Genomic DNA, 23233 nt, shown 5'->3' on the forward strand with positions numbered 1-23233 from the left:
ACATATAGAAGATGCAATGGAGGAGTTTGTCCCGATGAAGAAGGTGATTGCGGCCCTCGGGCTCGCGCTTGCGTTGGCCGGCAACGTGCAGGCGGCCGATGCCGATCCGCTGAATTCCTCGCGCTGGCCGGATCTGCAGCGCGAATATCTGAACGATGCGCCAGTGGCTTTCGATCCGCGCATCGAAGTGCTGGCGCCCAAGGTGGCCGAGGATTCGATGAACGTGCCGGTGACGGTCAGGCTGAAAGGCTTGCCGGACGTCAAGCGCGTGCTGGTGATCGCCGACTTCAATCCCATCGTCAAGGTGCTCGACTTCCAGCCGCTGCTGGCGCAGCCCGGCCTGTCCTTCCGCATCAAGCTGCAGCAGGCGAGCCCGATCCGCGCGCTGGTGCAGACCGGCGACGGCAACTGGCTGGCGGGCGGGATCTGGGTGGATGCTGCCGGCGGCGGCTGTACCGCACCGAGCACCGGCCGCAGTGCGCCGGACTGGGCGCAGAAGCTCAATCAAGTGCAGGGCAGGGTGTGGCGCGACGGACAGAACCAGCGTGTCCGTCTGCGCATCATGCATCCGATGGACACCGGTCTTGCGCCAGGCATCCCGGCCTTCTTCATCGAGCAGCTCGCCATCGTCAACGACAAGGGCGACGCCATGCTCAAGCTCGAGACGTTCGAGCCACTGAGCGAGAACCCGGTGTTCTCGTTCGATCTGCCGGACACCGGCGCGGTGGCGCTGCGCGTCGTCGGCCGCGACAACAACGGCAATCGCATCGACGCCAAGGTGCAGCCATGATGGCCCGCCTTCTCGCTGCACTGGTCGCCTTTGCGCTGAGCTTCGCCGCATACGCGGCGGCGCCTTTCGACTATCGCCTGAAGCCGGAGAAAATCGCGGACGACACTTGGGTGCTGATCGGCAGCACCGAGGACATCACGCGCGGCAACGGCGGCAATATCGTGAACACCGCCTTCGTCGTGACCAAGGAGGGCGTGGTCGTGATCGACAGCGGTCCGTCGCGCCGTTATGGCGAACAGATGAGGGCGGCCATTGCCCGCGTCACCGACAAGCCGGTCGTGCGCGTGTTCAATACGCACCATCACCCCGATCACTTCCTCGGCAATCAGGCTTACGCGGATGTTCCGATCGCCGCATTGCCCGCCACGCGCGCTGGCGAGCGTGACGACGGCGGGGCCTTCGCCGACAACATGTACCGGATGGCGGGGGACTGGGCATCCGGCACCGAGCCCCGGATTGCGCAGCAGGATGTGCAACCCGGACGGCTGACGGTGGGCGGACACGAGTTCGAACTGATTGCGCTGGAAGGGCACACCGCTGGCGATCTGGCCATCCTCGATCACCGGACCGGCGTGCTGTTCGCCGGCGATCTGGTGTTCCTCGATCGTGCCCCGACCACGCCGCACGCGTCGGTGCAACGCTGGCTGAAGTCGCTCGACGCGCTGGCGGCGCTGGGCGCGAAGAAGACGTTGCCCGGCCACGGTCCCGTGCATGCGGGTAACGCCGGCATCGAGCAGACGCGTGACTGGCTCAAGTGGCTTGATCAGACCCTGATGCAGTCGGCGGCAAACGGTCTCGACATGGCCGAGGTGATGCGCCTGCCACTGCCCGAGCGCTTCGAGCGCATGCCGCTCGCCCGCAGCGAGTTCGAGCGTTCGGTCACCCACCTGTACGGTGCCTACGAGCTGCGGGCGCTGGACAGTGTTGCACTGCCTGTGTTGCAACAAAAATGAACACCTGACCCGTTTCGCATCGCAGGAGTGCGGTGCGAACGGGATTTTCTCCTTGTTTTGGGCTGGCCCGTTTTTTGCGGTCGGTCTCCTGCCGAAAAAGGGAACCATTCCCTTCGTGCAAGAGAGAAATTCACCAACGAGGAGGAAGTATGAAAGGCTTGCGTAATTCCACGCTGTCCAGCCTGCTGGTTGCGGCGTTCGCCGCGATGGCAGCACCGCAGGTCATGGCCGGTGTGACCGACCGTGACATCGAAAACGACGCGAAGACGACCGGCGATGTGCTGTCGTGGGGCATGGGCACGGAAGGCCAGCGCTACAGCCCGCTCGACAAGATCAACGTCGGCAACGTCAAGAACCTGGTTCCGGTTTGGTCGTTCTCGTTCGGCGGCGAAAAGCAGCGCGGTCAGGAATCGCAGCCGCTCGTCGTCAATGGCAAGATGTTCGTTACGGGTTCCTACTCCCGCCTGTACGCACTCGATGCCAAGACCGGCGCCAAGCTGTGGCAATACGAGCACCGCCTGCCGGACGGCATCATGCCGTGCTGCGACGTGGTGAACCGCGGCGCCGCCGTGTATGACAACCTGGTCATCTTCAGCACGCTGGACGCACAACTGGTTGCTCTCGACCAGAACACCGGCAAGGTCGTCTGGAAGGAAAAGATCGACGACTATCAGGCTGGTTACTCCAACACCGCAGCCCCGATCATCGCCAAGGGCCTGATCCTGACCGGCGTGTCCGGTGGTGAGTTCGGCATCGTCGGCCGCGTCGAGGCGCGCGACGCCAAGACGGGCAAGATGGTGTGGAGCCGTCCGACCGTCGAAGGCCACATGGGCTACAAGTTCGACGCTGCCGGCAACAAGACGGAAAACGGCGTCAGCGGCACCACCAACGCGACGTGGCAGGGCGACCTGTGGAAGACCGGCGGCGCAGCCACCTGGCTCGGCGGCTCCTACGACGCCAAGACCGGCCTGGCCTATTTCGGCACCGGCAACCCGGCTCCGTGGAACAGCCACCTGCGTCCCGGCGACAACCTGTACTCATGCGCGACCGTGGCCATCGACGTCGCGACCGGCCAGATCAAGTGGCACTTCCAGGGCACGCCGAACGACGGCTGGGACTATGACGGCGTGAACGAATTCGTCACGTTCGACATGAACGGCAAGCGCATGGGCGGCAAGGCCGACCGCAACGGCTTCTTCTACGTGCTGGACGCGAACACCGGCAAGTTCGAGCGCGGCTTCCCCTTCGTCAAGAAGATCACCTGGGCCAAGGGCCTGGATGCAGCCGGCAAGCCGATCTTCGATCCGGCCAACCGCCCTGGCGACCCGTCCAAGGGCGCCGACGGCAAGAAGGGTGAAGTGGTGTTCTCCGCGCCGTCCTTCCTCGGCGGCAAGAACCAGATGCCGATGGCCTACAGCCCGGATACCGGCCTGTTCTACGTGCCGGCCAACGAGTGGGGCATGGAAATCTGGAACGAGCCGATCACCTACAAAAAGGGTGCTGCCTATCTGGGCGCCGGCTTCACCATCAAGACCATCGACGACAAGTACATCGGCGCGCTGCGCGCGGTCGATCCCAAGACTGGCAAGATCGTCTGGGAAGTCACCAACAACGCTCCGCTGTGGGGTGGTGTGATGACGACCAAGGGTGGTCTGGTGTTCTGGGGTACGCCTGAAGGTTTCCTGAAGGCCGCCGACGCGAAGACTGGCAAGGAAGTGTGGTCCTTCCAGACCGGTACCGGCGTCGTGGCGCCCCCGATCACCTGGGAACAGGACGGCGAGCAGTACATCGGCGTCGCTGCCGGCTGGGGTGGCGCTGTGCCGCTGTGGGGCGGGGACGTGGCCAAGAAGGTCAACTACCTGAACCAGGGTGGTTCGATGTGGGTGTTCAAGCTGCACAAGTAATGACATCGACGACCTATGCTGGCATAGCGCTTGCATATGTCGTATATCCCGGCGCCTGTGGGCGTCGGGATAAAGGAAACAAGCGGGCAGGTCGCGGCGGACTGGAGCGACGTACTGGAACTTCAGGCCGAGCCCGCTTCCGGTGGTGTGATCCACCCCCGGTTTCGCGGCCGTATCCGTTCCGTTACAGGCAGTTTCGGGGTGGTGTTGTTCTCTTCAGTTAGACATGGCTCTTTGGCCGGCTTACCCAAGCCGGCCATTTTTTTGCCTGTCCGAAACGGACGCTGAGACACGTGCGGGAGCGGTTCCCGCCCGCTGTACAGGTGGAACGTTACTGTACGAAGTGTTCAGTTCCGTGGCTGCCGTCCTGGCAGTGCGGTGGCCGGAGTCTGATCAGCCTTCCTTCAGCTTGCGATAGAGCGTGGTCCGGCTGATGCCGAGCTCGCGCGCTGTAGCGGCCACGTTTCCTTCGTTGCGCGACAGCGACTCGCGTATTGCGCGCAGCGTGAGGCTGTCGAGGTCACACGGTGCCTGGGCAGCGACTGCACGGAACTCCGGTTCGCTCGGTGCGAACGTCGGCGCTCCGCCCAGTTCATCGATGAAGTCGTCCGGGAGGTGGGTCTTGCGGATGCAGCCATCGTCGGCGGCCATCACGCCCGCGGTGCGCAACAGATTCGCCAGCTGGCGCATATTGCCCGGCCACGGATGCCGCTCGAACAGCGCGACCACTTCGTCGTCGATGCGCAGCCCCTGCGGAATGGATTCCTCGCTGGCGAGAATGCGATGCACCAGCGCGCGCAGATCGTTGCGTTCGCGCAGCGGCGGCAGCATCACGGTCAGACCGTTCAGGCGGTAGTAGAGGTCGGCGCGGAAGCTGCCCTGGGCGACCAGGTCGCGCAGCTTGCGGTGGGTCGCGCAGATGATGGACAGATCGACCGGTGTTGCGCGGCCGCTGCCGAGCGGTACCACGGTGCGTTCCTGCAGCACGCGCAGCAAGCGCGCCTGCAGTGCCAGCGGCATGTCGCCGATTTCGTCGAGGAAGAGGGTGCCACCGTCCGCCTGCATGATGCGGCCCGGGTAGCCTTTGCGACGCGCACCGGTGAAAGCACCTTCCTCGTAGCCGAACAGCTCCGACTCGATCAGGCCGTCGGGGATGGCGGCGCAGTTCACGGCGACGAAGGTCTGGTCGCGGCGCGGGCCTTCGTCGTGAATGGCGCGCGCGAGCAGTTCCTTGCCGGTGCCGGTCTCCCCCTGGATCAGTACCGGGATGTCCCGCCCGAGCACGCGACGAACTTTTTCTACGACCGCATCCATCTGCGCGTCGCCGGTGCTCAGCCGAGCCAGTCCGCGGTCCTTGGCGATCTGCACCCGACTGACCGACTGACCGGATTCCGGACGCTGGACGTCCATGCTGATCACACGGGCCGGTGGACGGCTCTGATTGCCTGCTTGCGGGCGACCGAACAGCGTGCGCCCGCCGAACAGACGCAGCTCGAGCATGTCGGTGCCGCGCAGCAGCGGGTCGTACAGCGCACCCAGCGGCTTGTCGAACATCGAACTGAAGGTGTGCGTCAGCAGTTCGGCGTGGCTGCGGCCGATCAGCCGACAGGCGCTGCGGTTAGCGGACAGTACGCGGCCGTCCTGGTCGAAAGCGAGCAGGGCCTCGAACACGGTGCCTATCAGTTCCTGCTGGACATGACAGTGCAGCAGGAAACCGTCCGGGAAGGCGTGCGCGAACATCTGGTTCTCTATGGTCTGCACCGCCAGATTGATCAGCGCCAGGCTGTGATGCGACGGATTGCGCGAGTCGCCGGTGACGTCCAGCACGCCGAGCATGCGGCTGCACGGGTCGAAGATGGGCGAGGCCGAACAGGTGAGGAAGTGGTTGGCCGAAAAGAAGTGCTGCGAACCGTGCACCGACACCGGGACCTTTTCTACCAGCGCGGTGCCGATGGCGTTGGTGCCCTTGCTTTCCTCCGACCATTCGACGCCGGGCGACAGCGCGACCTTGGAGGCGCGGTCGAGGAAGGTCTGATCGCCAACCGAGTGGATGATGAAGCCCGAGGCGTTGGTCAGCACGATCATGCTGCCCGAGCGGGCGATTTGCGCGTACAGGCCGTTCATCACCGGCGCCGCGTGCTTGAGCAGCGACTCGTTGCGCTCGCGTTCGGTCAGCAGCAGGTCGCGGCGGGCTCTTTCGACTTCGCGGCTGTTCTTGTCGGCGTCGAGGCCGCGGCTGATGCAGCGACTCCACGACGTTTCGATCAGTGCCGGCAGGACGCCTGCCGGCACTTCACCGGCGCTGCGCATGATTTCGTGTGCCTGCTCGCTGCGCGCGATGTCGGCGGGGCTTGATTCCATGGTCTCCTCCGAGCCCGTTTCCGGGATGCACGGCCGGTTGTACCGGCTCTCGCCTCCGGCAGGTTGGCGGCAGCTCGTGCCTGCGCCATCGTCCCACCGGACTGTCTCAGCTTTATAACGTGATTCGTCTCGCCGCGCTACACCTGTCTCAAAGTGAGGCCGAACTTGGCACGATTCGTGCAAACAGGCACACCCGCAAGCTGACTTGCAGCATGTGAACATCCACGGAGGAGTTATGAAAGCAGGAGCCGCAACTTTGAAGACGACGGCCATCGTCACCGCGCTGATCGCACTGGGCAGCATGACTACGATGCGTGTCGAAGCTCACGGCGACGTCGTGCCGCAGGCCGTCGATGTCAGCACGCTGAAGGCGCTGGGCGCCGAGTGGCGCAAAGAGAATCCCTACCGCGGCGACAAGGAAGCGATCCGCATCGGCAGTTCTGCCTACAACCAGAACTGTGCGCGCTGCCACGGTCTGGAGGCCGTCAGCGGCGGTATCGCCCCGGATCTGCGCATGCTGCCGATCGACGCCGAAACCGACGACTATTTTCTCAACACCGTGCGCCGCGGCCGCGTGCGCAACGGCGCCGTCTACATGCCGCCGTTCGAGGAAGCGCTGTCGCAGGAAGCCATGTGGGCGATCCGTGCCTACATCGAAACCCGTCATGAAGAGTGATTCCGCGTCGCAGCGGCGCCGTTTCCTCCTCGTCGGAGCTGGCCTGGCATTGACGGGCCTGCCCGCATGGGCGGAGGGCGACGAGGTGTGGGCCGGCGTAAAGAAGTCCGGTCTGCTGCGCGTCGCCTTCTATAAGGACTTCGCGCCGTTCTCGAACGAGGGCAAGGGTTCCGACGTCAACATCGCCGCCGCGCTGGCGGCGCGCATGGGGCTGAAGATGTCGCCGATGTTCTTCGACGCCGACGAGAACATGGGCGACGACCTGCGCAATATGGTCTGGAAGGGCCATTACATGGGTTACGGCCCGGCCGACATGATGATGCACGCGCCGGTCGATCGTGAGTACATGGCCCGACAGGACAAGGTGGAATTCATCGCGCCGTATCACCGCGAACGCTATGCCGTCGCTTACGACAAGCGCCGTGTGGATAACCTTGAAACGATGGCGCCGTTCGAAAAGCTGCCCTGTGGCGTGGTGGTCGATACGCTGCCCGATTCGCTGATGCTGTCGGCCGACGGCGGGCGTTATCGCAGTCAGCTCAAGCATTACAAGACGCTGACCGAGGCGATGGCCGCCTTGCGCTCAGGCGAGGTTGCCGGGGTGATGGCGCTACAGGGCGAACTGGAAGGGGCTGTCGCGGGTGACGCGAACTTCCCGGTCGGCCCGGCTCCGATCGCATTGCTCAATACTCGCCAGTGGCCGGTCGGCATCGCCATCCGCAAGGGTGAGCAGCAGCTCGGGCGCGCCATCATGGAGGCGATGAATGCGCTGGTCGCCGACGGCGAAATCGAGCGCATCATGGCGCGGCACAATATCAAGTGGCGTGCACCCTGAGTGTTCAGGTGTCCAGTTTATGGACACCTGGACACCTGTCTCGCAAATAAGGATTTTTTGAGACAGCGGAAGCACACAGGCGCCAAATTCCGAGCGCTAAAATATGAAGTGTTTTTCATAGCGGGGCGACTTTCCCGCCAAAAGAACCCTGCGAACCGTGTCACGCCCAGAACGTGGAGGAGCGAATCAACATGCAGAAGTCCCTACACATCGATCCCTCGAAATGCACCAGCTGCCTGCAATGCGAAATGGCCTGTTCGTTCGAGAACTACGGTGTATTCAACAACTCGCTGTCGCGCATCAAGGTGTTCGACTTCCACCACACGGGCGCCAAGGTTCCCTACACCTGTACGCAGTGCGATGAAGCCTGGTGCATGCACGCCTGTCCGGTCGAGGCGATCAAGCTCGACAAGACCAACGGCGCCAAGGTCGTGTTCGAGGACGTGTGCGTGGGCTGCAAGGTGTGCACCATCGCCTGTCCGTTCGGCACCGTGAATTACGTGGCCGAGACCGGCAAGGTGCAGAAGTGCGATCTGTGCGGCGGCGACCCGGCCTGTGCGGAAGCCTGTCCGACCGGTGCCATCACCTATGTGGACGCCAACTGGACCGGTCTGGACCGCATGCGCCAGTGGGCCGACAAGCTCGGCAACCAGCCCGCCTGATTTTCGGAGGAACACAAAATGGCATGGACCCGCAAAATCCTGCGCGTTAACCTGACCGACCGCACCTGCAAGAGCGAGCCTCTGAACATGCAGTGGGCTCAGGACTATCTCGGCCAGCGTGGTCTGGCGACAAAGTATCTGGTGTCGGAAATCGATCCCAAGGTCGATCCGCTGTCGCCGGAAAACAAGATCATCTGGGCGACCGGTCCGCTGACCGGCACCATGGCCTCGACCGGCGGCCGCTACTCGGTTGTCACCAAGGGCCCGCTGACCGGCGCCATCGCCTGTTCGAATTCCGGAGGTTACTTCGGCGCCGAGCTGAAGTTCGCCGGCTGGGACATGGTCATCATCGAAGGCCGTGCGTCGAGCCCGGTCTATCTGTCAATCGAGAACGACAAGGTCGAAATCCGCGACGCGTCCCATCTGTGGGGCAAGACCGTCTGGGAAACCGAAGAAGCGATCAAGGCGGCCCATCAGGATCCGCAGGTGCGCGTGTCCTGTATCGGCCGTACCGGCGAAGCCGGCGTGCTGTACGCCGCCATTGTCAATGACCTGCATCGCGCGGCCGGCCGTTCCGGCGTCGGCGCGGTCGCCGGCTCGAAGAACCTGAAGGCACTCGTGGTGCGTGGCACCCTCGGCGTCGGCAATCTGGCCAACCCGAAGGAGTTCATGAGGGTTACTTACGAGAAGAAGAAGATCCTTAAGGAGAACGCGGTCACCGGTCAGGGCCTGCCGACCTACGGCACCCAGGTGCTGATGAACGTGATCAATGAGATCGGCGCCATGCCCACGCGCAACCACAAGGACGTGCAGTTCGAGGGCGCGCGCAAGATCTCGGCCGAAGCGATGCACGAGCCGCGCGAATCCGACGGCAAGGCGCAGCTGGTGAACAACCAGGGCTGCTTCGGCTGCACCATCGCCTGTGGTCGCATCTCGAAGATCGACCAGACCCACTACACCGTGGTGAACAGCCCGAAGTACTGGGGCGCCTCCGGCGGTCTCGAGTATGAAGCGGCGTGGTCGCTCGGCTGTGCCAACGGTGTCGATGACATCGAGGCGCTGCAGTACGCCAACATGCTGTGCAACGAAGACGGCTTCGATCCGATTTCCTTCGGCGCCACCATCGGTGCGGTGATGGAACTGTACGAAATGGGCGTGCTGACCAAGGAAGAGATCGGCATCGAGGCGCCGTTTGGTTCGGCCCGCGCGCTCACCTTTCTGGCCGAACAGACGGCCCGTGGCGAAGGCTTCGGCAAGATCGTCGGTCTCGGCTCCAAGCGCCTGTGCGAGAAGTACGGCCACCCCGAGCTGTCGATGTCGGTCAAGGGCCAGGAATTCCCGGCCTATGACGCGCGGGGCGTGCAGGGCATGGGCCTGACCTACGCCACGTCGAACCGCGGTGCCTGCCACCTGCGGTCTTACACGATTTCGTCCGAAGTGCTTGGCATCCCGGTCAAGACCGATCCGCTGACCACCGAAGGCAAGCCGGCTCTGGTCAAGGCCTTCCAGGACGCGACCGCAGTGGTGGACTCGTCCGGCCTGTGCGTGTTCACGACCTTCGCCTGGGCGCTGTCGGACATCCAGCCGCAGCTGCAGGCCGCCTGCGAGGGCGACTGGTCGATGGAGAAGCTGGACCTGATGGGCGAGCGCATCTGGAACATGGAGCGTCAGTTCAACAACGCCGCCGGCTTCACCCGCAAGGACGACGATCTGCCGCCGCGCCTGAAGAATGAAGCAGCTACGGTCGGTCCCGCCAAGGGCCTGGTGTCGGGCATCGACAAGATGATTCCCGAGTACTACGAACTGCGTGGCTGGGATACCGAAGGCCGTCCGACGGCGGAAACGGTCGCTCGCCTGGGCCTCTGATCGAAGTCGTCGCATGAACACAGCGCGCCCTCCGGGGCGCGCTGCATTTCAGGAGCATCACTCATGAAGCACGTCATCATCGGTAACGGGCCGGCCGGTGTGGTCGCCGCCGAGGCGATCCGTCGCGCCGACCGCAGCGCCGACATCGTCATGATCGGCGATGAGCCCGAGCCGCCGTACTCACGCATGGCCATCCCCTATCTCCTGGTCGGCAATATCGACGAGAAGGGCACATGGCTGCGCAAGACCGACGGTCACTTCGCGTCGCTGAACATCAAGGAAATCATCGGTCGTGCCAAATCGGTGGATACGACCGGACGCAATGTCCATATGGAAGACGGCACGGTGCTGCCGTACGACCGCCTGCTAATCTGCACCGGTTCGCATCCGCTCAAGTTGCCGGTGCCGGGCATCGACTCGCCGAACGTGCACAGCTGCTGGACGCTGGACGACGCCCGCCATATCGCTGCCAAGGCAAAGAAGGGCGCGCGCGTGCTGCAGATCGGTGCCGGCTTCATCGGCTGCATCATCATGGAAGCGCTCGCCTCGCGCGGCGTGAAGCTGGACATCGTCGAAATGGGCGACCGCATGGTGCCGCGCATGATGACGTCCAAGGCGGGCGGCATGATTGCGCGCTGGGTGAAGCAGAAGGGCGTCAATGTGCACACCAGCGCCCGCGTCACTTCGATCCGCCAGAACGGCGACGAGTTGATCGCCACGCTGGGTGACGGCACCGAAGTGGTGGCCGACCTCATCATCGCGTCGGCCGGCGTGAAGCCGAATGTGGCCTTCCTGCAGGGCAGCGGCATCGCCTGCGCGACCGGCATCCTGATCGACGAGCGCTGCGAAACCAACATCCCGGGCGTTTTTGCCGCTGGCGACGTGGCCGAGGCCGTCAACTTCTCGACCGGCGAGCGTCTGGTCAATGCGATCCAGCCGAATGCGGTCGATCAGGGCCGTGTCGCGGCGATGAACATGATCGGTCGCAACACGCGTTCGCAGGGCACGATGGCCATCAACGTGCTCGACACGCTGGGCCTGATCTCGGCTTCCTTCGGGCAGTGGTGGGGTGCCGACGGCGGCGATTCGGTCGAGTTGATCGACGAAGAGCGCTTCCGCTACATCAGTCTGCAGTTCAAGGACGACGTGCTGGTGGGCGCGACCTCGATCGGTCTGACGGACCACGTCGGCGTGCTGCGCGGCCTGATCCAGACCCGTACGCCGCTGGGCAGCTGGAAGCAGCGCCTGATGCACGACCCGCTGCGGGTGATGGAGGCCTATCTGTCGATGGCCCAGGCGCAGAGCGCGCCGCCGCTGGCCGAAGCGCTGCACTGAAGATGCGCGTGACGCTGAAGTTGTACGCCTCGCTGTCCGATTTCTTGCCGGACGAGGCGAAGCGCACGAACGAGTGGCCGATGGACGTGCCCGAAGGAACGACGGTTGGCGATATGATCGCGCGCCATCAACTTCCTGCGCGGCTCGTCCATCTGGTTCTCGTGAACGGTCATTTCATTCCTCCTGCCAGCCGTGATGCGCGCGCTCTGGTCGATAACGACGTACTCGCCATCTGGCCGCCGGTGGCGGGCGGATGAGCGCCGCCTTTCCGCTGAAGCCGGAAGAGATCACCGCCGGGCAAGTCGTGCGCGTGATGAGCATAGGGCGCGAAGAGTTCTTCCAGATGCTGCCTGGCGCGGTCGAATTGCCTATCGTCCATCGCGGTGACAGCGTGAGCGGCCGTGGCTGGACGGTATCCGTCGAGGTGCTGCCGGCGCTTCACATTGCGCTGCTGAGCCTGCCTCGCCTGCGGGTGCAGATCGACTTCACGGTTCGCGATGTCGATTTCATGGCCGCCTTCATGGCGCGCTTCGACCGGCATTTCCAGCGCGGCGGCGGCTGAGTCCGGCCAGAATTTCAGGTCGGGCTGGTCGAGAGGGGACCTCCCGGGTTAATATTCGGCGTGGCGGGTCTCCCCGCATCGTGGCGCGGTGAACCTGGTCAGGTCCGGAAGGAAGCAGCCACAGCTGCTCACCACGAGTGCCGGGGGTCAGGCTCGCCACCCCTCCCTTTTCTGCAGTTCGCACAGCCGTCCTCTTACGCCAGCGTCCAGATGACTTATCAGGTTCTTGCGCGCAAGTGGCGTCCCCGCAGCTTCGAAACCCTGGTCGGCCAGGATCACGTCGTGCGTGCGTTGACGCACGCGCTCGAACAGCAGCGCCTGCATCACGCCTATCTGTTCACAGGCACCCGCGGCGTCGGCAAGACGACGATTTCCCGCATCCTGGCCAAGAGTCTGAACTGCGAAACCGGTATTACCGCGAAGCCCTGCGGTACCTGCGCCGCCTGCACCGAAATCGATTCCGGCCGTTTCGTCAACTACGTTGAAATGGACGCCGCGTCGAACCGCAGCGTGGACGACATGGCCGCGCTGCTCGAAAAGGCGGCTTACGCGCCGGCGCGCGGGCGCTACAAGGTCTACATGATCGACGAAGTCCACATGCTGACCGGGCATGCCTTCAACGCGATGCTGAAGACGCTCGAAGAGCCGCCCGAGCACGTGAAGTTCATCCTCGCGACCACCGATCCACAGAAGATTCCGGTCACCGTGCTGAGCCGCTGCCTGCAGTTCAACCTGAAGCAGATGCCGCCGGACGCCATCGTGCGCCACCTGTCGGGCGTGCTCGACGCCGAGGGGGTCGAGTACGAGCCGGCCGCACTGCGGCCGATCGCCAAGGGCGCCGCCGGCTCGATGCGCGACGCGCTGTCGCTGCTCGATCAGGCCATTGCGCATGGCGCCGGCCGGCTTGTCGAACAGGACGTGCTCGACATGCTGGGCACGGTGGGCGATGAGCATCTCTACCTCATTCTCGATGCGCTGCTCGCCGGTGACGGCTCGGCGCTGATGACGCTGACCGCGCAGATGCGCGCGCGCAGCGTCGATTTCGACCAGGCGCTGCGCGAACTGGCCGTGCTGCTGCACCGTGTGGCGGTGGCGCAGAAGGTGCCGGACGCGATCACCGACGAAGGCGAAAAGGCGCGGCTCGAGCCTTACGCTGCGGCGATGGACGCCGAATCGGTGCAACTGGCTTACCAGATCGTCGTCCAGGGCTGCAATGATCTGGCGCTGGCGCCGGACGAAGTCACCGGATTTTCGATGACCCTGCTGCGCCTGCTGGCCTTCCGCCCGGAGACGCCGCCGGCACTGGGCACCACGCCGCGCGGCCAGAGCGCTGCGCTGCAGGTGCCCAACCGTGCCGCGCGCATCAGCGCGCCGGTGCCGCCCCTTGCCGCGGCAGCGGTCGCCGCGCCGCTGCCGCGTGAAACGCCGTCGCCCGCGGCGCCGGTGGTCGATGCGAATCCGGCACCGCCGCCGTGGGAGGACGACGAGCCGGTCAATGTCGCGCCGCCCGCCGCGGCGGCAGCAGCGATGCCGCGCACCAACGCCGACTGGCATGCGCTGGTCGATACGCTGGACGTCGCCGCGCTGAGTAAGCAGCTGGCGCACCAGAGCGAGTGGCTGGCCAGCGAAGGCGAGGCGATCCGCCTGCGCCTGTCGCGCGACATGGCGCACCTGATCACTTCCGGCCAGGACAAGCTGCGCGCCGCGCTGCAGACCCGCCTTGGCGTCAATGTCCGGCTGCATTTCGAGCAGGGCGATCCGGTCGGGCAGACCGTCGCCCAGCGACTGAACGCAGAACAGCGCGCGCGCCATGAACAGGCGTGTGCGTCGATGAAGAATGACCCCTTCGTGCAGCAGGTGATTGAACAGTTCGGCGCCCGGCTGATCGAAGACTCGATCAAACCCCTTTGAGGACAGCACCATGATGAAAGGTGGCATCGGTGGCCTGATGAAGCAGGCCCAGCAGATGCAGGAAAACATGAAGAAGATGCAGGAGCAGCTGGCCAGCGTCGAAGTCGAGGGCCAGTCGGGTGCCGGCATGGTCAAGGTCCTCATGACCTGCAAGCACGACGTGCGCCGCGTTTCCATCGACCCGTCGGTGATGGACGACCGCGAAATGCTGGAAGACCTGCTCGCGGCCGCCGTGAACGACGCCGTACGTCGCGTCGAGACGACGACCCAGGAAAAGATGGCCGGCTTCACGTCCGGCCTGAACCTGCCGCCGGGCTTCAAGCTGCCGTTCTGAGTCCGGTGCTGCGCCCGACATGAGTACCGGTGTGCTGGACGAGCTGGTCAGCGCGCTGCGCTGCCTGCCTTCGGTCGGCCCGAAAAGCGCGCAGCGCATGGCCTTCCATCTGCTGCAGCGCGACCGCGGTGGCGCCGAGAAGCTGGCGCGCGCGCTCGGCAATGCGCTGACGCGGCTGCACAACTGCGCGCGCTGCAACACCTTCACCGAACTCGAGGTATGTGAGCGTTGCAGTTCGCCGCGTCGCGACGCCAGTCTGCTGTGCGTGGTCGAAACACCGGCAGACATGCTCATGATGGAGCAGACGCATAGCTATGCCGGCCTGTATTTCTGTCTGATGGGGCGCATCGCGCCGCTCGAAGGCGTCGGTCCGAAGGAGCTGCGGCTGGATCGCCTGCTCGACCGTGCCGCCGATCCCGCCGTGCGCGAGGTCATTCTGGCCACCAATTTCACCAACGAGGGTGAGGCGACCGCGCATTACCTCGGTGAAATGCTGCGCGCCCGCGGCCTCGCCGTCAGCCGTATCGCCCGCGGCCTGCCAGTCGGTGGCGAACTGGAACACACCGATATCGGCACCATCGCCCAGGCGCTGTCGGAAAGGCGGCCGGCGTGAGCACGCAGGCTCGTCCGCTCGACGGCCTGAAAGTGGTCGAACTGGGCACGCTGATCGCCGGCCCGTTCGCCTCGCGCATCCTGGCCGAGTTCGGCGCCGACGTGATCAAGGTCGAGTCGCCCGACGGCGGTGATCCGTTGCGCAAGTGGCGCCTGCTGTACGAAGGCACCTCGCTGTGGTGGTTCGTGCAGGCGCGCAACAAGAAGTCGGTCACGCTGAACCTGAAGCACCCGGACGCCATTGCGGTACTGAAGAAGCTTCTGGCCGACGCCGACGTGCTGGTCGAGAACTTCCGCCCGGGCGTGCTCGACAAGCTCGGTTTGCCGGAAGCGGTACTGAAGGACATCAATCCGTCGCTGGTCATCGTCCGTCTGTCCGGTTTCGGTCAGACCGGGCCGATGGCGCAGCAACCGGGGTTTGGCGCCATCGGCGAATCGATGGGCGGGCTGCGCTACATCACCGGCTTTCCCGATCGTCCACCGGTGAAGGTGGGCATTTCGATCGGCGATTCGATCGCTGCGCTGTGGGGAGTGATCGGTGCGCTGATGGCGCTGCGTCATCGCGACGCCACCGGCGGGCGCGGGGCAGGGCAGGGCCAGGCCGTCGATGTCGCGCTGTACGAGGCGGTTTTCGCGATGATGGAGAGCATGTTGCCGGAGTTCGACGTGTTCGGTTTCATCCGTGGCCGCACCGGCAACATCATGCCCGGCATCACGCCGTCGAACACGCACACCGCGCGCGACGGCCGTCACATCATCATCGGCGGCAACGGCGACGCTATCTTCCGTCGGCTGATGACCGCGATGGGGCGGCCGGATCTGGCCGACGATCCCACGCTGGCCGACAACGCCGGGCGCGACGCGCGCCGCGACGAGATCTACGGCCTGATCGACGCCTGGGTCGCCGCGCGCGACGGCGACGAGGTGCTGCACCTGCTCGGCGAGGCCGACGTGCCGGTGAGCCGCGTCTACTCGATCGAGGACATCGCCTCGGATCCGCAGTATCTGGCACGAGCGGTGTTCGAAACCGCGCGCCTGCCGGACGGTCGCACGTTCAAGACGCCGGCCCCGATGCCGAGGCTGTCGGAGACACCCGGGCGCACCGACTGGATCGGGCCGGCGCTGGGTGAACACACAGACGAAGTGCTGGCTGGGCTCGGATACGGCGCCGGGGACATCGCCGCGCTGCGTGCCCGCGGCGCGCTTTGAAATCATCGGAAATCGGCTTCTCTCGCCGCTTCCGCGTTGTTTGCAGTGCAGCAGGGCTTTAAACGGGGCACCGCTTGAGGGTATAATCGCAGGTTGTGCAGAATCAATTGTCTAGACGGGATAAAGCATGAGTGGCAATGAACGGAAAGCGGATTGCGGCCGGCGCAATCTGCTCGTGGCAACAGCCTGTGCTGGCGGTGTGGCCGGGCTCGCGGTGGCAGTGCCTTTTCTCACCAGTCTCTCCCCTTCGGAGCGCGCGAAAGCGGCCGGCGCTCCGGTCGAGGTGGACATTTCCAAACTCGGTCCCGGTGAAATGACCACCGTCGAGTGGCAAGGCAAGCCGGTGTGGATCATGCGCCGTACGCCGACCCAGCTCGAAGCGCTGGCCAAGATCGAGGACAAGCTGGCCGACCCGAAGTCGGAGCGCAATCCTTCCGAGTTCACTCCCGAATACGCACGCAACGTGCAGCGCTCGCGTGAAGACCACGCTGACGTGCTGGTCGTCGTCGCGATCTGTACTCACCTCGGCTGTTCGCCGTCGGGCCCCTTCGAGTCGGGCTCCAACGCGCAGCTCGGCGACGTCGCCGGCTTCGTGTGTCCGTGCCACGGTTCGACCTTCGACCTGTCCGGTCGCGTGTTCAAGGCCATGCCGGCCCCGGACAACCTGAAGGTTCCGCCGTACATGTTCCTGTCTGACTCGCGCATCCTGGTCGGCCAGGATTCCAAGGAGGGTTGATCGAATGGCTGGCGAAAAGGTAGTGACCACCACCGGCCTGCTCGGCTGGATCGACGAGCGCTTCCCGCTCACATCGCTCTGGAAGGAACACCTTTCGGAGTACTACGCACCGAAGAACTTCAACTTCTGGTACTTCTTCGGCTCGCTGGCGCTGCTGGTGCTGGTGATCCAGATCGTGACCGGCATCTTCCTGGTCATGCACTTCAAGCCGGACGCGTCGCTGAACGCCTCGGGCGTGCCGGTGGCCTTCGCCAGCGTCGAGTACATCATGCGCGACGTGCCGTGGGGCTGGCTCATCCGCTACATGCATTCGACCGGCGCCTCGGCGTTCTTTGTCGTCGTTTACTTGCACATGTTCCGCGGCCTGCTTTACGGTTCCTACCGCAAGCCGCGCGAGCTGGTGTGGATCTTCGGCTGCCTGATCTTCCTGTGCCTGATGGCGGAAGCCTTCATGGGCTACCTGCTGCCGTGGGGCCAGATGTCGTACTGGGGCGCCCAGGTCATCATCAACCTGTTCTCGGCCATCCCGCTGATCGGCAACGATCTGTCAACCTGGCTGCGTGGCGACTTCGTGATCGGTGATGCGACGCTGAACCGCTTCTTCTCCTTCCACGTCATCGCCGTGCCGCTGGTGCTGATCGGCCTCGTCGCCGCCCACATCATCGCGCTGCACGAAGTCGGGTCGAACAACCCGGACGGCGTCGAGATCAAGAAGAACAAGGATCCGAAGACCGGCATCCCGCTGGACGGCATCCCTTTCCACCCGTACTACACGGTGAAGGACATCGTCGGCGTCGTGGTCTTCCTGATCTGCTTCTCGGCCGTGGTCTTCTTCGGTCCGGAGTTCGGCGGCTACTTCCTGGAGTACAACAACTTCATCCCGGCTGACCCGATGAAGACGCCGCCGCACATCGCGCCGGTGTGGTACTTCACGCCGTTCTACTCGATCCTGCGCGCCAACACGATCAACTTCTTCTGGGTCGATGCGAAGCTGTGGGGCGTCATCTTCATGGGCCTGTCGGTCATGGTCTTCTTCGCGCTGCCCTGGCTGGACCGCTCGCCGGTCAAGTCGATCCGCTACAAGGGCCCGATCTTCAAATCGGCACTGGTGGTGTTCGTGATCGCCTTCCTGATCCTGGGCTACCTCGGCATGCAGGCGCCGACGCCGATGGGCACGCTGGTTTCGCAGATCTGCACGGTCATCTACTTCCTGTTCTTCGCGCTGATGCCTTGGTACACCGCGATCGACAAGTGCAAGCCCGAACCCGCGCGCGTGACCGGTCACTGAGAGCCAGAGAACCATGAAACAACTCAAAAAACTGTTTCTCGGCGCGCTGTGCGCGCCCCTGCTGGCGATTGCCAGTTCCGAACCGGTGCAGCTGGATCGTGCGCCGACCGAGAAATTCCGCGACGCCATCGCTATCCAGCGCGGCGCCCAGGTTTTCGTCAATTACTGCCTGAACTGCCATTCGGCGTCCTACATGCGCTACAACCGCCTGAAGGATGTCGGCCTGACCGACGAGCAGATCAAGGACAACCTGATGTTCACCGCCGACAAGGTCGGTGAAACGATGAAGGTGGCCCTGACCCGCGAAGACGGCAAGGCGTGGTTCGGCGCAGCGCCGCCCGACCTGACCGTGATCGCGCGTTCGCGTGCCTCGGCCGATGGCAGTGGCGCAGACTGGCTCTACACCTATCTGCGCAACTTCTATCGCGACGAGAACCGTCCGACCGGCTGGAACAACACCACCTTCGCCAATGTCGGCATGCCGCACGTCCTGTACGAACTGCAGGGCGAGCAGACGGCCAAGCACGTCAAGGTGGCTGACGGTCACGGTGGCGAGAAGGAAGTCATTCAGCTCGAGCTCACCAAGCCGGGCAAGATGAGCAAGTCCGAATACGACTCAATGGTCGGCGATCTCGTCGCCTATCTTGTCTACATGGGCGAACCGGGCGCTGAAAAGCGCCGTCAGACCGGTCTTCTGGTCATCATCGGTCTTTCCGTTCTTCTCGTTCTGAGCTACCTGCTCAAGCGCGAATTCTGGAAAGACATTCACTAATCAATACGCCCGAAAGTCATGCAAGCTCTCGGTCATCGCGAAGCGACCTCATCACGCGTCAGACGCGTGGTGAGGGATGCCGAGTACTCCTGGGGTGTTAACACCATGATGAATCTGTACTCGGGGACTACCGATCCCTTTTCCCATCGTTGCCGGATCGTGCTCTACGAAAAGGGCATGGATTTCCAGGTCATCGATGTCAACCTCTACAACAAGCCGGAAGACATCGCGGTCATCAATCCCTACAACCGCGTGCCGGTTCTGGTCGATCGCGATCTCATCCTGTATGACTCGAACATCATCAACGAGTACATCGACGAGCGCTTTCCGCATCCGCAGCTGATGCCGCCGGATCCGATCATGCGCGCGCGGGCACGCCAGTTGCTGCATACGGTCGAAAACGAGCTGTTCTCGCACATCGAGGCACTCGAGAAGAACGCACGCACGGCCGACAAGTCGCGCACCCACCTGCGCGACCGCCTGACCGAGCTGACCGCGATCTTCGCCAAGCAGAAGTACATGCTGGGCGAGGAATTTTCCATGCTTGACGTGGCCATCGCTCCGTTACTATGGCGCCTTGACCACTACGGTATCGAGTTGCCGAAGTCGGCTGCACCGCTGATGAAGTACGCTGAGCGCATCTTCTCCCGTCAAGGGTTCATCGATGCGCTCACGCCGTCCGAAAAGGTGATGCGTCGCTGACCCGCGTCGGCTCTGCGCGAAAGTCTTCATGGACGTCATGAGTTCCGTTTCCACCAAGCCCTACCTGTTGCGCGCACTGTTCGACTGGTGCGCCGACCAGGGGCTGACGCCGTACATCGCGGTCGTTGTCGACGACCGCGCCGGCGTGCCTCGCCAGTATGTGAAGGATGGCCAGATCATCCTGAACATCGGCCGCGAGGCGGTGCACCAGCTGGTGATGGGCAATGAGCTCATCACCTGTTCCGCCCGCTTTGGCGGCGTGGCGCAGGAACTGACGATTCCGGTCGAGTGCGTCGCCGCGATCTACGCGCGCGAAAACGGCCACGGCATGGCGTTCGAAGTGACGCCGGGCCAGCCGGTCCGTGCCGATCTGGCGCCCAACCCGGTCACCGACCGGGTCGAGCATCCGGTGCTGACGACACCGGAAAAGCCGGCGGCGCGACCGCATCTGCGGCGAATCAAGTAGAAAAAAACCGGCGCAAGCCGGTTTTTTTCTTTTCATCTAATTGATTTATAAGCGCAATCTATCTGCCGCGGCCGCTTGCACGCGGCACGAGCCGTCGCGCCCTCGACGCGCTAGAATTGCGCACCTTTGTTTGTGGTCCGCCTGATGAAAACAACCTTTCTCGATTTCGAACAGCCGATCGCCGAGCTCGAAGCCAAGATCGAAGAGCTCCGTTTTGTCCAGGATGACTCCGCTGTCGATATATCCGAGGAAATCACGCGACTCGAAGGCAAAAGTCAGGCGCTGACCAAGGACATCTACGCCAAGCTCACGCCGTGGCAGATCGCCCAGGTGGCGCGCCATCCGCAGCGCCCTTACACGCTCGATTACCTGCGCCTGATGTTCTCGGATTTTCAGGAGCTGCACGGGGATCGCGCTTTCGCCGACGACCACGCCATCGTTGGTGGCATTGCCCGTTTCAATGGCCAGTCCTGCATGGTGATCGGTCACCAGAAGGGCCGCGACACCAAGGAAAAGATCCTCCGCAATTTCGGCATGCCGCGCCCGGAGGGCTATCGCAAGGCGCTGCGCCTGATGAAGCTTGCCGAGAAGTTCGGCATTCCGGTGTTTACCTTCGTCGACACGCCGGGCGCCTATCCGGGCATCGACGCCGAGGAACGCGGCCAGTCCGAGGCGATCGGCCACAATCTCTACGCGATGGCCGAACTGCGCGTGCCCATCGTGTCCACCATCATCGGTGAGGGCGGCTCCGGCGGCGCGCTGGCGATTGCCGTGGCGGATACGCTGATGATGCTGCAGTACTCGACCTACTCGGTCATCTCGCCCGAAGGCTGTGCCTCCATCCTGTGGAAGAGCGCCGACAAGGCGGCCGACGCCGCCGAAATCATGGGCATCACCGCCTCGCGCCTGAAGACGCTGGGCCTGATCGACAAGGTCGTGAACGAGCCGGCCGGCGGCGCACACCGTGATCACGCGGCCGTGGCGGCTTCGCTCAAGCGCGCACTGGCCGAATCGCTGCGCCAGTTGGCCGACCTGACCCCCACCCAGCTGGTCGAGCGCCGTTTCGAGCGCCTTATGTCCTATGGAAAGTTCAAGGAGCAGGCGGTCGCCTGACCTGTACGCCCGCATCGCCGCCAGCGCGGCGGCGCATCTGGCCGACGGCGCCCAGCTGCTGATCGGCCTCAGCGGCGGGCTTGATTCAACAGTATTGCTGCACGCACTGGCGGCTGCCCGCGATGACCATCGCTGGCAGCTGGCGTGCGCACACGTTCACCACGGCCTCAGCCCGAATGCCGACGCCTGGGCCGATCACTGCGCGGCGCAGGCGGCCGCGCTCGGCATTCCGTTCTCGCTGCATCGGGTGCAGGTTGACACGGCCAGCCCGGACGGACTCGAATGCGCCGCCCGCGACGCCCGTTACCGTGCCCTCAACGCGCAGGCGCAAGCCCTTGCTGCCGACGCACTGCTGACCGCCCACCACGCCGACGACCAGGCGGAAACGCTGCTGCACAACATGGTGCGCGGCGCCGGGCTGCTCGGCCTGGCCGGCATGCCGGTATGGCGCCCAGCGACTCCGGCGCGTCCGGCCCAGTTGCGGCCGCTGCTCGGTCTGGCGCGTTTAGCGCTCGAAACGTGCGCGATCGAGCATGGCCTCGCCTGGATCGACGACGAATCGAACGCCGACACCCGCTACGCGCGCAACTACCTGCGCCGCGAGGTAATGCCGCGACTGAGCGCGCGCTGGCCGCGCAGCGCCGAAACCATGTCCGGCGTCGCCCGCCGGCTGGCCGAAGCGCAGACTCTTCTCGACGGTCTGGCTGACGCCGACGCGGCAGAGCTGGCGACGGCGACCGAGTGGGGCACCGCCTGGTCGATCGACGGCCTGCGTGTGCTCGATGACGCGCGCAGCCGCAACCTGCTGCGTCGCCTGCTGCGCATGCACGGCGCCCGCACGGCACCGACCGAAGCGTGGCTGGACGAATGGCTGCGCCAGATCCGCGCCTGGCAGCCGGGCGCCGAATGCCCGGTGACACACGCCGGCGTCGCCGGCTTCTGTCATCGCGGCCTGCTGTGGCTGATGCCCGATCAGCCACCGCCCGCAGCCGTCGTCTGGCAGGGCGAAAACGACATCGCCTGGGGTCCAGGCTGCCTGCGTTTCGACGCCGTGATCGGGCGCGGGTTTGCGCCATCCGCACTGCCCACGGGTTCGCTCACGATACGTGCCCGCCAGCCCAAGGACCGCGTTTGCCGCGGTCCCGGTGACCGCGTGCCGGCGTCAAGCAGATCGCGCAGGAATGCGGCCTGCCGCCTTGGCTGCGCGATCGCGCTCCCATCCTTGCGGTCGGTCGCGAGGCGCTGTGGATGCCCGGCTGCGAGCCGGCGCCACCCTGGCAGGCCGCGCCGGGCGAACCGGGATGGCTGCCCGTGTGGACGCCGGTCGTGGCGCAGTTGACACCCGGGTGACGTTGTAACGGTTGGTGACATTTCCATGTCGCATGGCGGCCGTATGATCCGGCCATTCCGGATCTTCCCGCCACGGCCCTGATGAGCCCGACCACCGCAGCGTCCAGGCGTGCAGTGCTCGCACGCGTACTTCCGTTCGCCCTCTACATCGTCTTCCTTGTCATCTCCGCGCCGCTGGCCGATCTGGCAGGCATCGACGGGCGCTGGATGTATGCGGTGCAGATCGCCTGCGTGATCGCCGCTCTGCTTTACTTCCAGCGCGACTACGTGGAACTGCGCGAAGCAGCGCCGCCTGGGCCGCTGGCCGGTGCCGCCGGCTGGGTAGCGGCGCTGGTGTCCGGCGCCGTCGTCTGGGCGATCTGGATATGGCTCGACTTCTCGCCCTTCGCCTTCGCGCCGGGCAAGGGCTACCAGCCACTGGACGAGGCCGGAGCGCTCATCCTGCCGATGGTCGTCATACGCATCTTCGGCGCGGCCGTCGTCGTGCCTGTGATGGAAGAGCTGTTCTGGCGCTCCTTCATCCAGCGCTGGCTCGATTCCCCGAATTTCCTTGCGGTGGCCGCGCGCTCGGTCACGCTGCGCAGCATGCTGTTCTGCTCGATCGCCTTCGGCTTCGAGCATGGCCAGTGGGCGGCCGGCATCGTCGCGGGGCTGGCCTACGGTCAGTTGTACCGGGCGAGTGGGCGCCTGTGGCTGCCCGTCGTTTCGCACGCGCTGACCAATCTGCTGCTGGGCCTGTGGGTGGTGCACACGGCACAATGGCAGTTCTGGTAGCGCCCGCTCCGCATCAAGGCGG

The 23233-nt window shown here is 64.5% G+C and carries 23 protein-coding genes, 1 other RNA gene and 1 pseudogene; 24 read left to right on the forward strand and 1 reads right to left on the reverse strand.

All coding sequences use genetic code 11. From position 1 onward, the window contains the following. Positions 1-34 precede the first annotated feature (34 nt). The 3 genes from ACQ66H_RS08530 to ACQ66H_RS08540 all read left to right on the forward strand — a co-directional run bounded on the left by ACQ66H_RS08530 (position 35) and on the right by ACQ66H_RS08540 (position 3647). Positions 35-790, forward strand: coding sequence for a quinoprotein dehydrogenase-associated SoxYZ-like carrier (locus ACQ66H_RS08530; RefSeq protein WP_430433651.1), 756 nt, complete (start codon positions 35-37; stop codon positions 788-790). Next, the gene (locus tag ACQ66H_RS08535; protein WP_430433652.1) at positions 787-1743 is read left to right on the forward strand and encodes a quinoprotein relay system zinc metallohydrolase 1; all 957 of its coding nucleotides are present in this window, start codon (positions 787-789) and stop codon (positions 1741-1743) included. Before ACQ66H_RS08530 ends, ACQ66H_RS08535 begins: the two co-directional genes overlap by 4 nt. 149 nt (positions 1744-1892) lie before the next feature. Continuing rightward, on the forward strand, positions 1893-3647 hold the full coding sequence (locus tag ACQ66H_RS08540) for a PQQ-dependent methanol/ethanol family dehydrogenase (protein WP_430433653.1): 1755 nt from the start codon (positions 1893-1895) through the stop codon (positions 3645-3647). 393 nt (positions 3648-4040) lie between these two features. Here the strand turns inward: ACQ66H_RS08540 and ACQ66H_RS08545 are convergent, their stop codons facing one another. Continuing rightward, the gene (locus ACQ66H_RS08545; protein WP_430433654.1) at positions 4041-6008 is read right to left on the reverse strand and encodes a sigma-54-dependent Fis family transcriptional regulator; all 1968 of its coding nucleotides are present in this window, start codon (positions 6006-6008) and stop codon (positions 4041-4043) included. Between the two features lie 256 nt (positions 6009-6264). On the opposite strand from ACQ66H_RS08545, the gene pedF reads away from it, so the two are divergent. The 21 genes and pseudogenes from pedF to ACQ66H_RS08650 all read left to right on the forward strand — a co-directional run bounded on the left by pedF (position 6265) and on the right by ACQ66H_RS08650 (position 23211). After that, positions 6265-6684 (forward strand): cytochrome c-550 PedF, encoded by a 420-nt coding sequence (gene pedF, locus ACQ66H_RS08550; RefSeq protein WP_430433655.1) that lies wholly within the window; start codon positions 6265-6267, stop codon positions 6682-6684. Then, the gene (locus ACQ66H_RS08555; RefSeq protein WP_430433656.1) at positions 6674-7519 is read left to right on the forward strand and encodes a substrate-binding periplasmic protein; all 846 of its coding nucleotides are present in this window, start codon (positions 6674-6676) and stop codon (positions 7517-7519) included. Before pedF ends, ACQ66H_RS08555 begins: the two co-directional genes overlap by 11 nt. A gap of 191 nt (positions 7520-7710) precedes the next feature. Further along, on the forward strand, positions 7711-8181 hold the full coding sequence (locus tag ACQ66H_RS08560; RefSeq protein WP_430433657.1) for a 4Fe-4S dicluster domain-containing protein: 471 nt from the start codon (positions 7711-7713) through the stop codon (positions 8179-8181). A gap of 18 nt (positions 8182-8199) precedes the next feature. Beyond that, positions 8200-10047, forward strand: a complete 1848-nt coding sequence (locus tag ACQ66H_RS08565) for an aldehyde ferredoxin oxidoreductase family protein (protein ID WP_430433658.1) — start codon at positions 8200-8202, stop codon at positions 10045-10047. Positions 10048-10110: 63 nt separating this feature from the next. After that, a complete protein-coding gene (locus ACQ66H_RS08570) occupies positions 10111-11382 on the forward strand; it encodes an NAD(P)/FAD-dependent oxidoreductase (protein ID WP_430433659.1) in 1272 nt (423 codons plus the stop codon). A 2-nt stretch (positions 11383-11384) separates the two neighbouring features. Next, a complete protein-coding gene (thiS, locus tag ACQ66H_RS08575) occupies positions 11385-11639 on the forward strand; it encodes a sulfur carrier protein ThiS (protein ID WP_019918657.1) in 255 nt (84 codons plus the stop codon). Beyond that, positions 11636-11944, forward strand: coding sequence for a hypothetical protein (locus ACQ66H_RS08580; RefSeq protein WP_430433660.1), 309 nt, complete (start codon positions 11636-11638; stop codon positions 11942-11944). The genes thiS and ACQ66H_RS08580 overlap by 4 nt, the downstream gene beginning before the upstream one ends. A gap of 62 nt (positions 11945-12006) precedes the next feature. Then, positions 12007-12105: signal recognition particle sRNA small type (gene ffs, locus ACQ66H_RS08585), an RNA gene on the forward strand. A gap of 49 nt (positions 12106-12154) precedes the next feature. Beyond that, a complete protein-coding gene (dnaX, locus tag ACQ66H_RS08590) occupies positions 12155-13855 on the forward strand; it encodes a DNA polymerase III subunit gamma/tau (RefSeq protein WP_430433661.1) in 1701 nt (566 codons plus the stop codon). Between the two features lie 13 nt (positions 13856-13868). After that, entirely contained in the window at positions 13869-14189 is a 321-nt protein-coding gene (locus ACQ66H_RS08595) for a YbaB/EbfC family nucleoid-associated protein (RefSeq protein WP_198291444.1), read from the forward strand. Positions 14190-14208: 19 nt separating this feature from the next. After that, a complete protein-coding gene (gene recR / locus ACQ66H_RS08600) occupies positions 14209-14802 on the forward strand; it encodes a recombination mediator RecR (protein ID WP_304031747.1) in 594 nt (197 codons plus the stop codon). Then, positions 14799-16010, forward strand: a complete 1212-nt coding sequence (locus ACQ66H_RS08605) for a CaiB/BaiF CoA transferase family protein (RefSeq protein ID WP_430433662.1) — start codon at positions 14799-14801, stop codon at positions 16008-16010. The genes recR and ACQ66H_RS08605 overlap by 4 nt, the downstream gene beginning before the upstream one ends. Positions 16011-16137: 127 nt before the next feature. Continuing rightward, a complete protein-coding gene (gene petA / locus ACQ66H_RS08610) occupies positions 16138-16746 on the forward strand; it encodes a ubiquinol-cytochrome c reductase iron-sulfur subunit (RefSeq protein WP_029143637.1) in 609 nt (202 codons plus the stop codon). A gap of 4 nt (positions 16747-16750) precedes the next feature. Next, the gene (locus ACQ66H_RS08615) at positions 16751-18034 is read left to right on the forward strand and encodes a cytochrome b (RefSeq protein WP_020164296.1); all 1284 of its coding nucleotides are present in this window, start codon (positions 16751-16753) and stop codon (positions 18032-18034) included. 13 nt (positions 18035-18047) lie between these two features. Then, a complete protein-coding gene (locus ACQ66H_RS08620; protein WP_430433663.1) occupies positions 18048-18806 on the forward strand; it encodes a cytochrome c1 in 759 nt (252 codons plus the stop codon). A gap of 105 nt (positions 18807-18911) precedes the next feature. After that, complete coding sequence (locus tag ACQ66H_RS08625) at positions 18912-19508, forward strand: glutathione S-transferase N-terminal domain-containing protein (protein WP_430433664.1); 597 nt, start codon at positions 18912-18914, stop codon at positions 19506-19508. A 28-nt stretch (positions 19509-19536) separates the two neighbouring features. After that, positions 19537-19974, forward strand: a complete 438-nt coding sequence (locus tag ACQ66H_RS08630) for a ClpXP protease specificity-enhancing factor (protein WP_020164299.1) — start codon at positions 19537-19539, stop codon at positions 19972-19974. Positions 19975-20118: 144 nt separating this feature from the next. Continuing rightward, positions 20119-21087, forward strand: a complete 969-nt coding sequence (locus tag ACQ66H_RS08635; RefSeq protein ID WP_304000270.1) for an acetyl-CoA carboxylase carboxyltransferase subunit alpha — start codon at positions 20119-20121, stop codon at positions 21085-21087. After that, positions 21056-21955 (forward strand): annotated as a pseudogene (gene tilS, locus ACQ66H_RS08640) (tRNA lysidine(34) synthetase TilS); the annotation flags it as partial. The gene ACQ66H_RS08635 and the pseudogene tilS, both read left to right, overlap by 32 nt. Positions 21956-22275: 320 nt before the next feature. Further along, positions 22276-22437, forward strand: a complete 162-nt coding sequence (locus tag ACQ66H_RS08645; RefSeq protein WP_430435612.1) for a TilS substrate C-terminal domain-containing protein — start codon at positions 22276-22278, stop codon at positions 22435-22437. Between the two features lie 81 nt (positions 22438-22518). Beyond that, positions 22519-23211 carry a CAAX prenyl protease-related protein gene (locus tag ACQ66H_RS08650; protein WP_430433665.1) on the forward strand — a complete coding sequence of 231 codons (693 nt, stop codon included), beginning with the start codon at positions 22519-22521 and terminating at the stop codon, positions 23209-23211. Positions 23212-23233 lie beyond the last annotated feature (22 nt).

This window comes from Methyloversatilis sp., assembly GCF_965284615.1.
Classification (GTDB): domain Bacteria; phylum Pseudomonadota; class Gammaproteobacteria; order Burkholderiales; family Rhodocyclaceae; genus Methyloversatilis.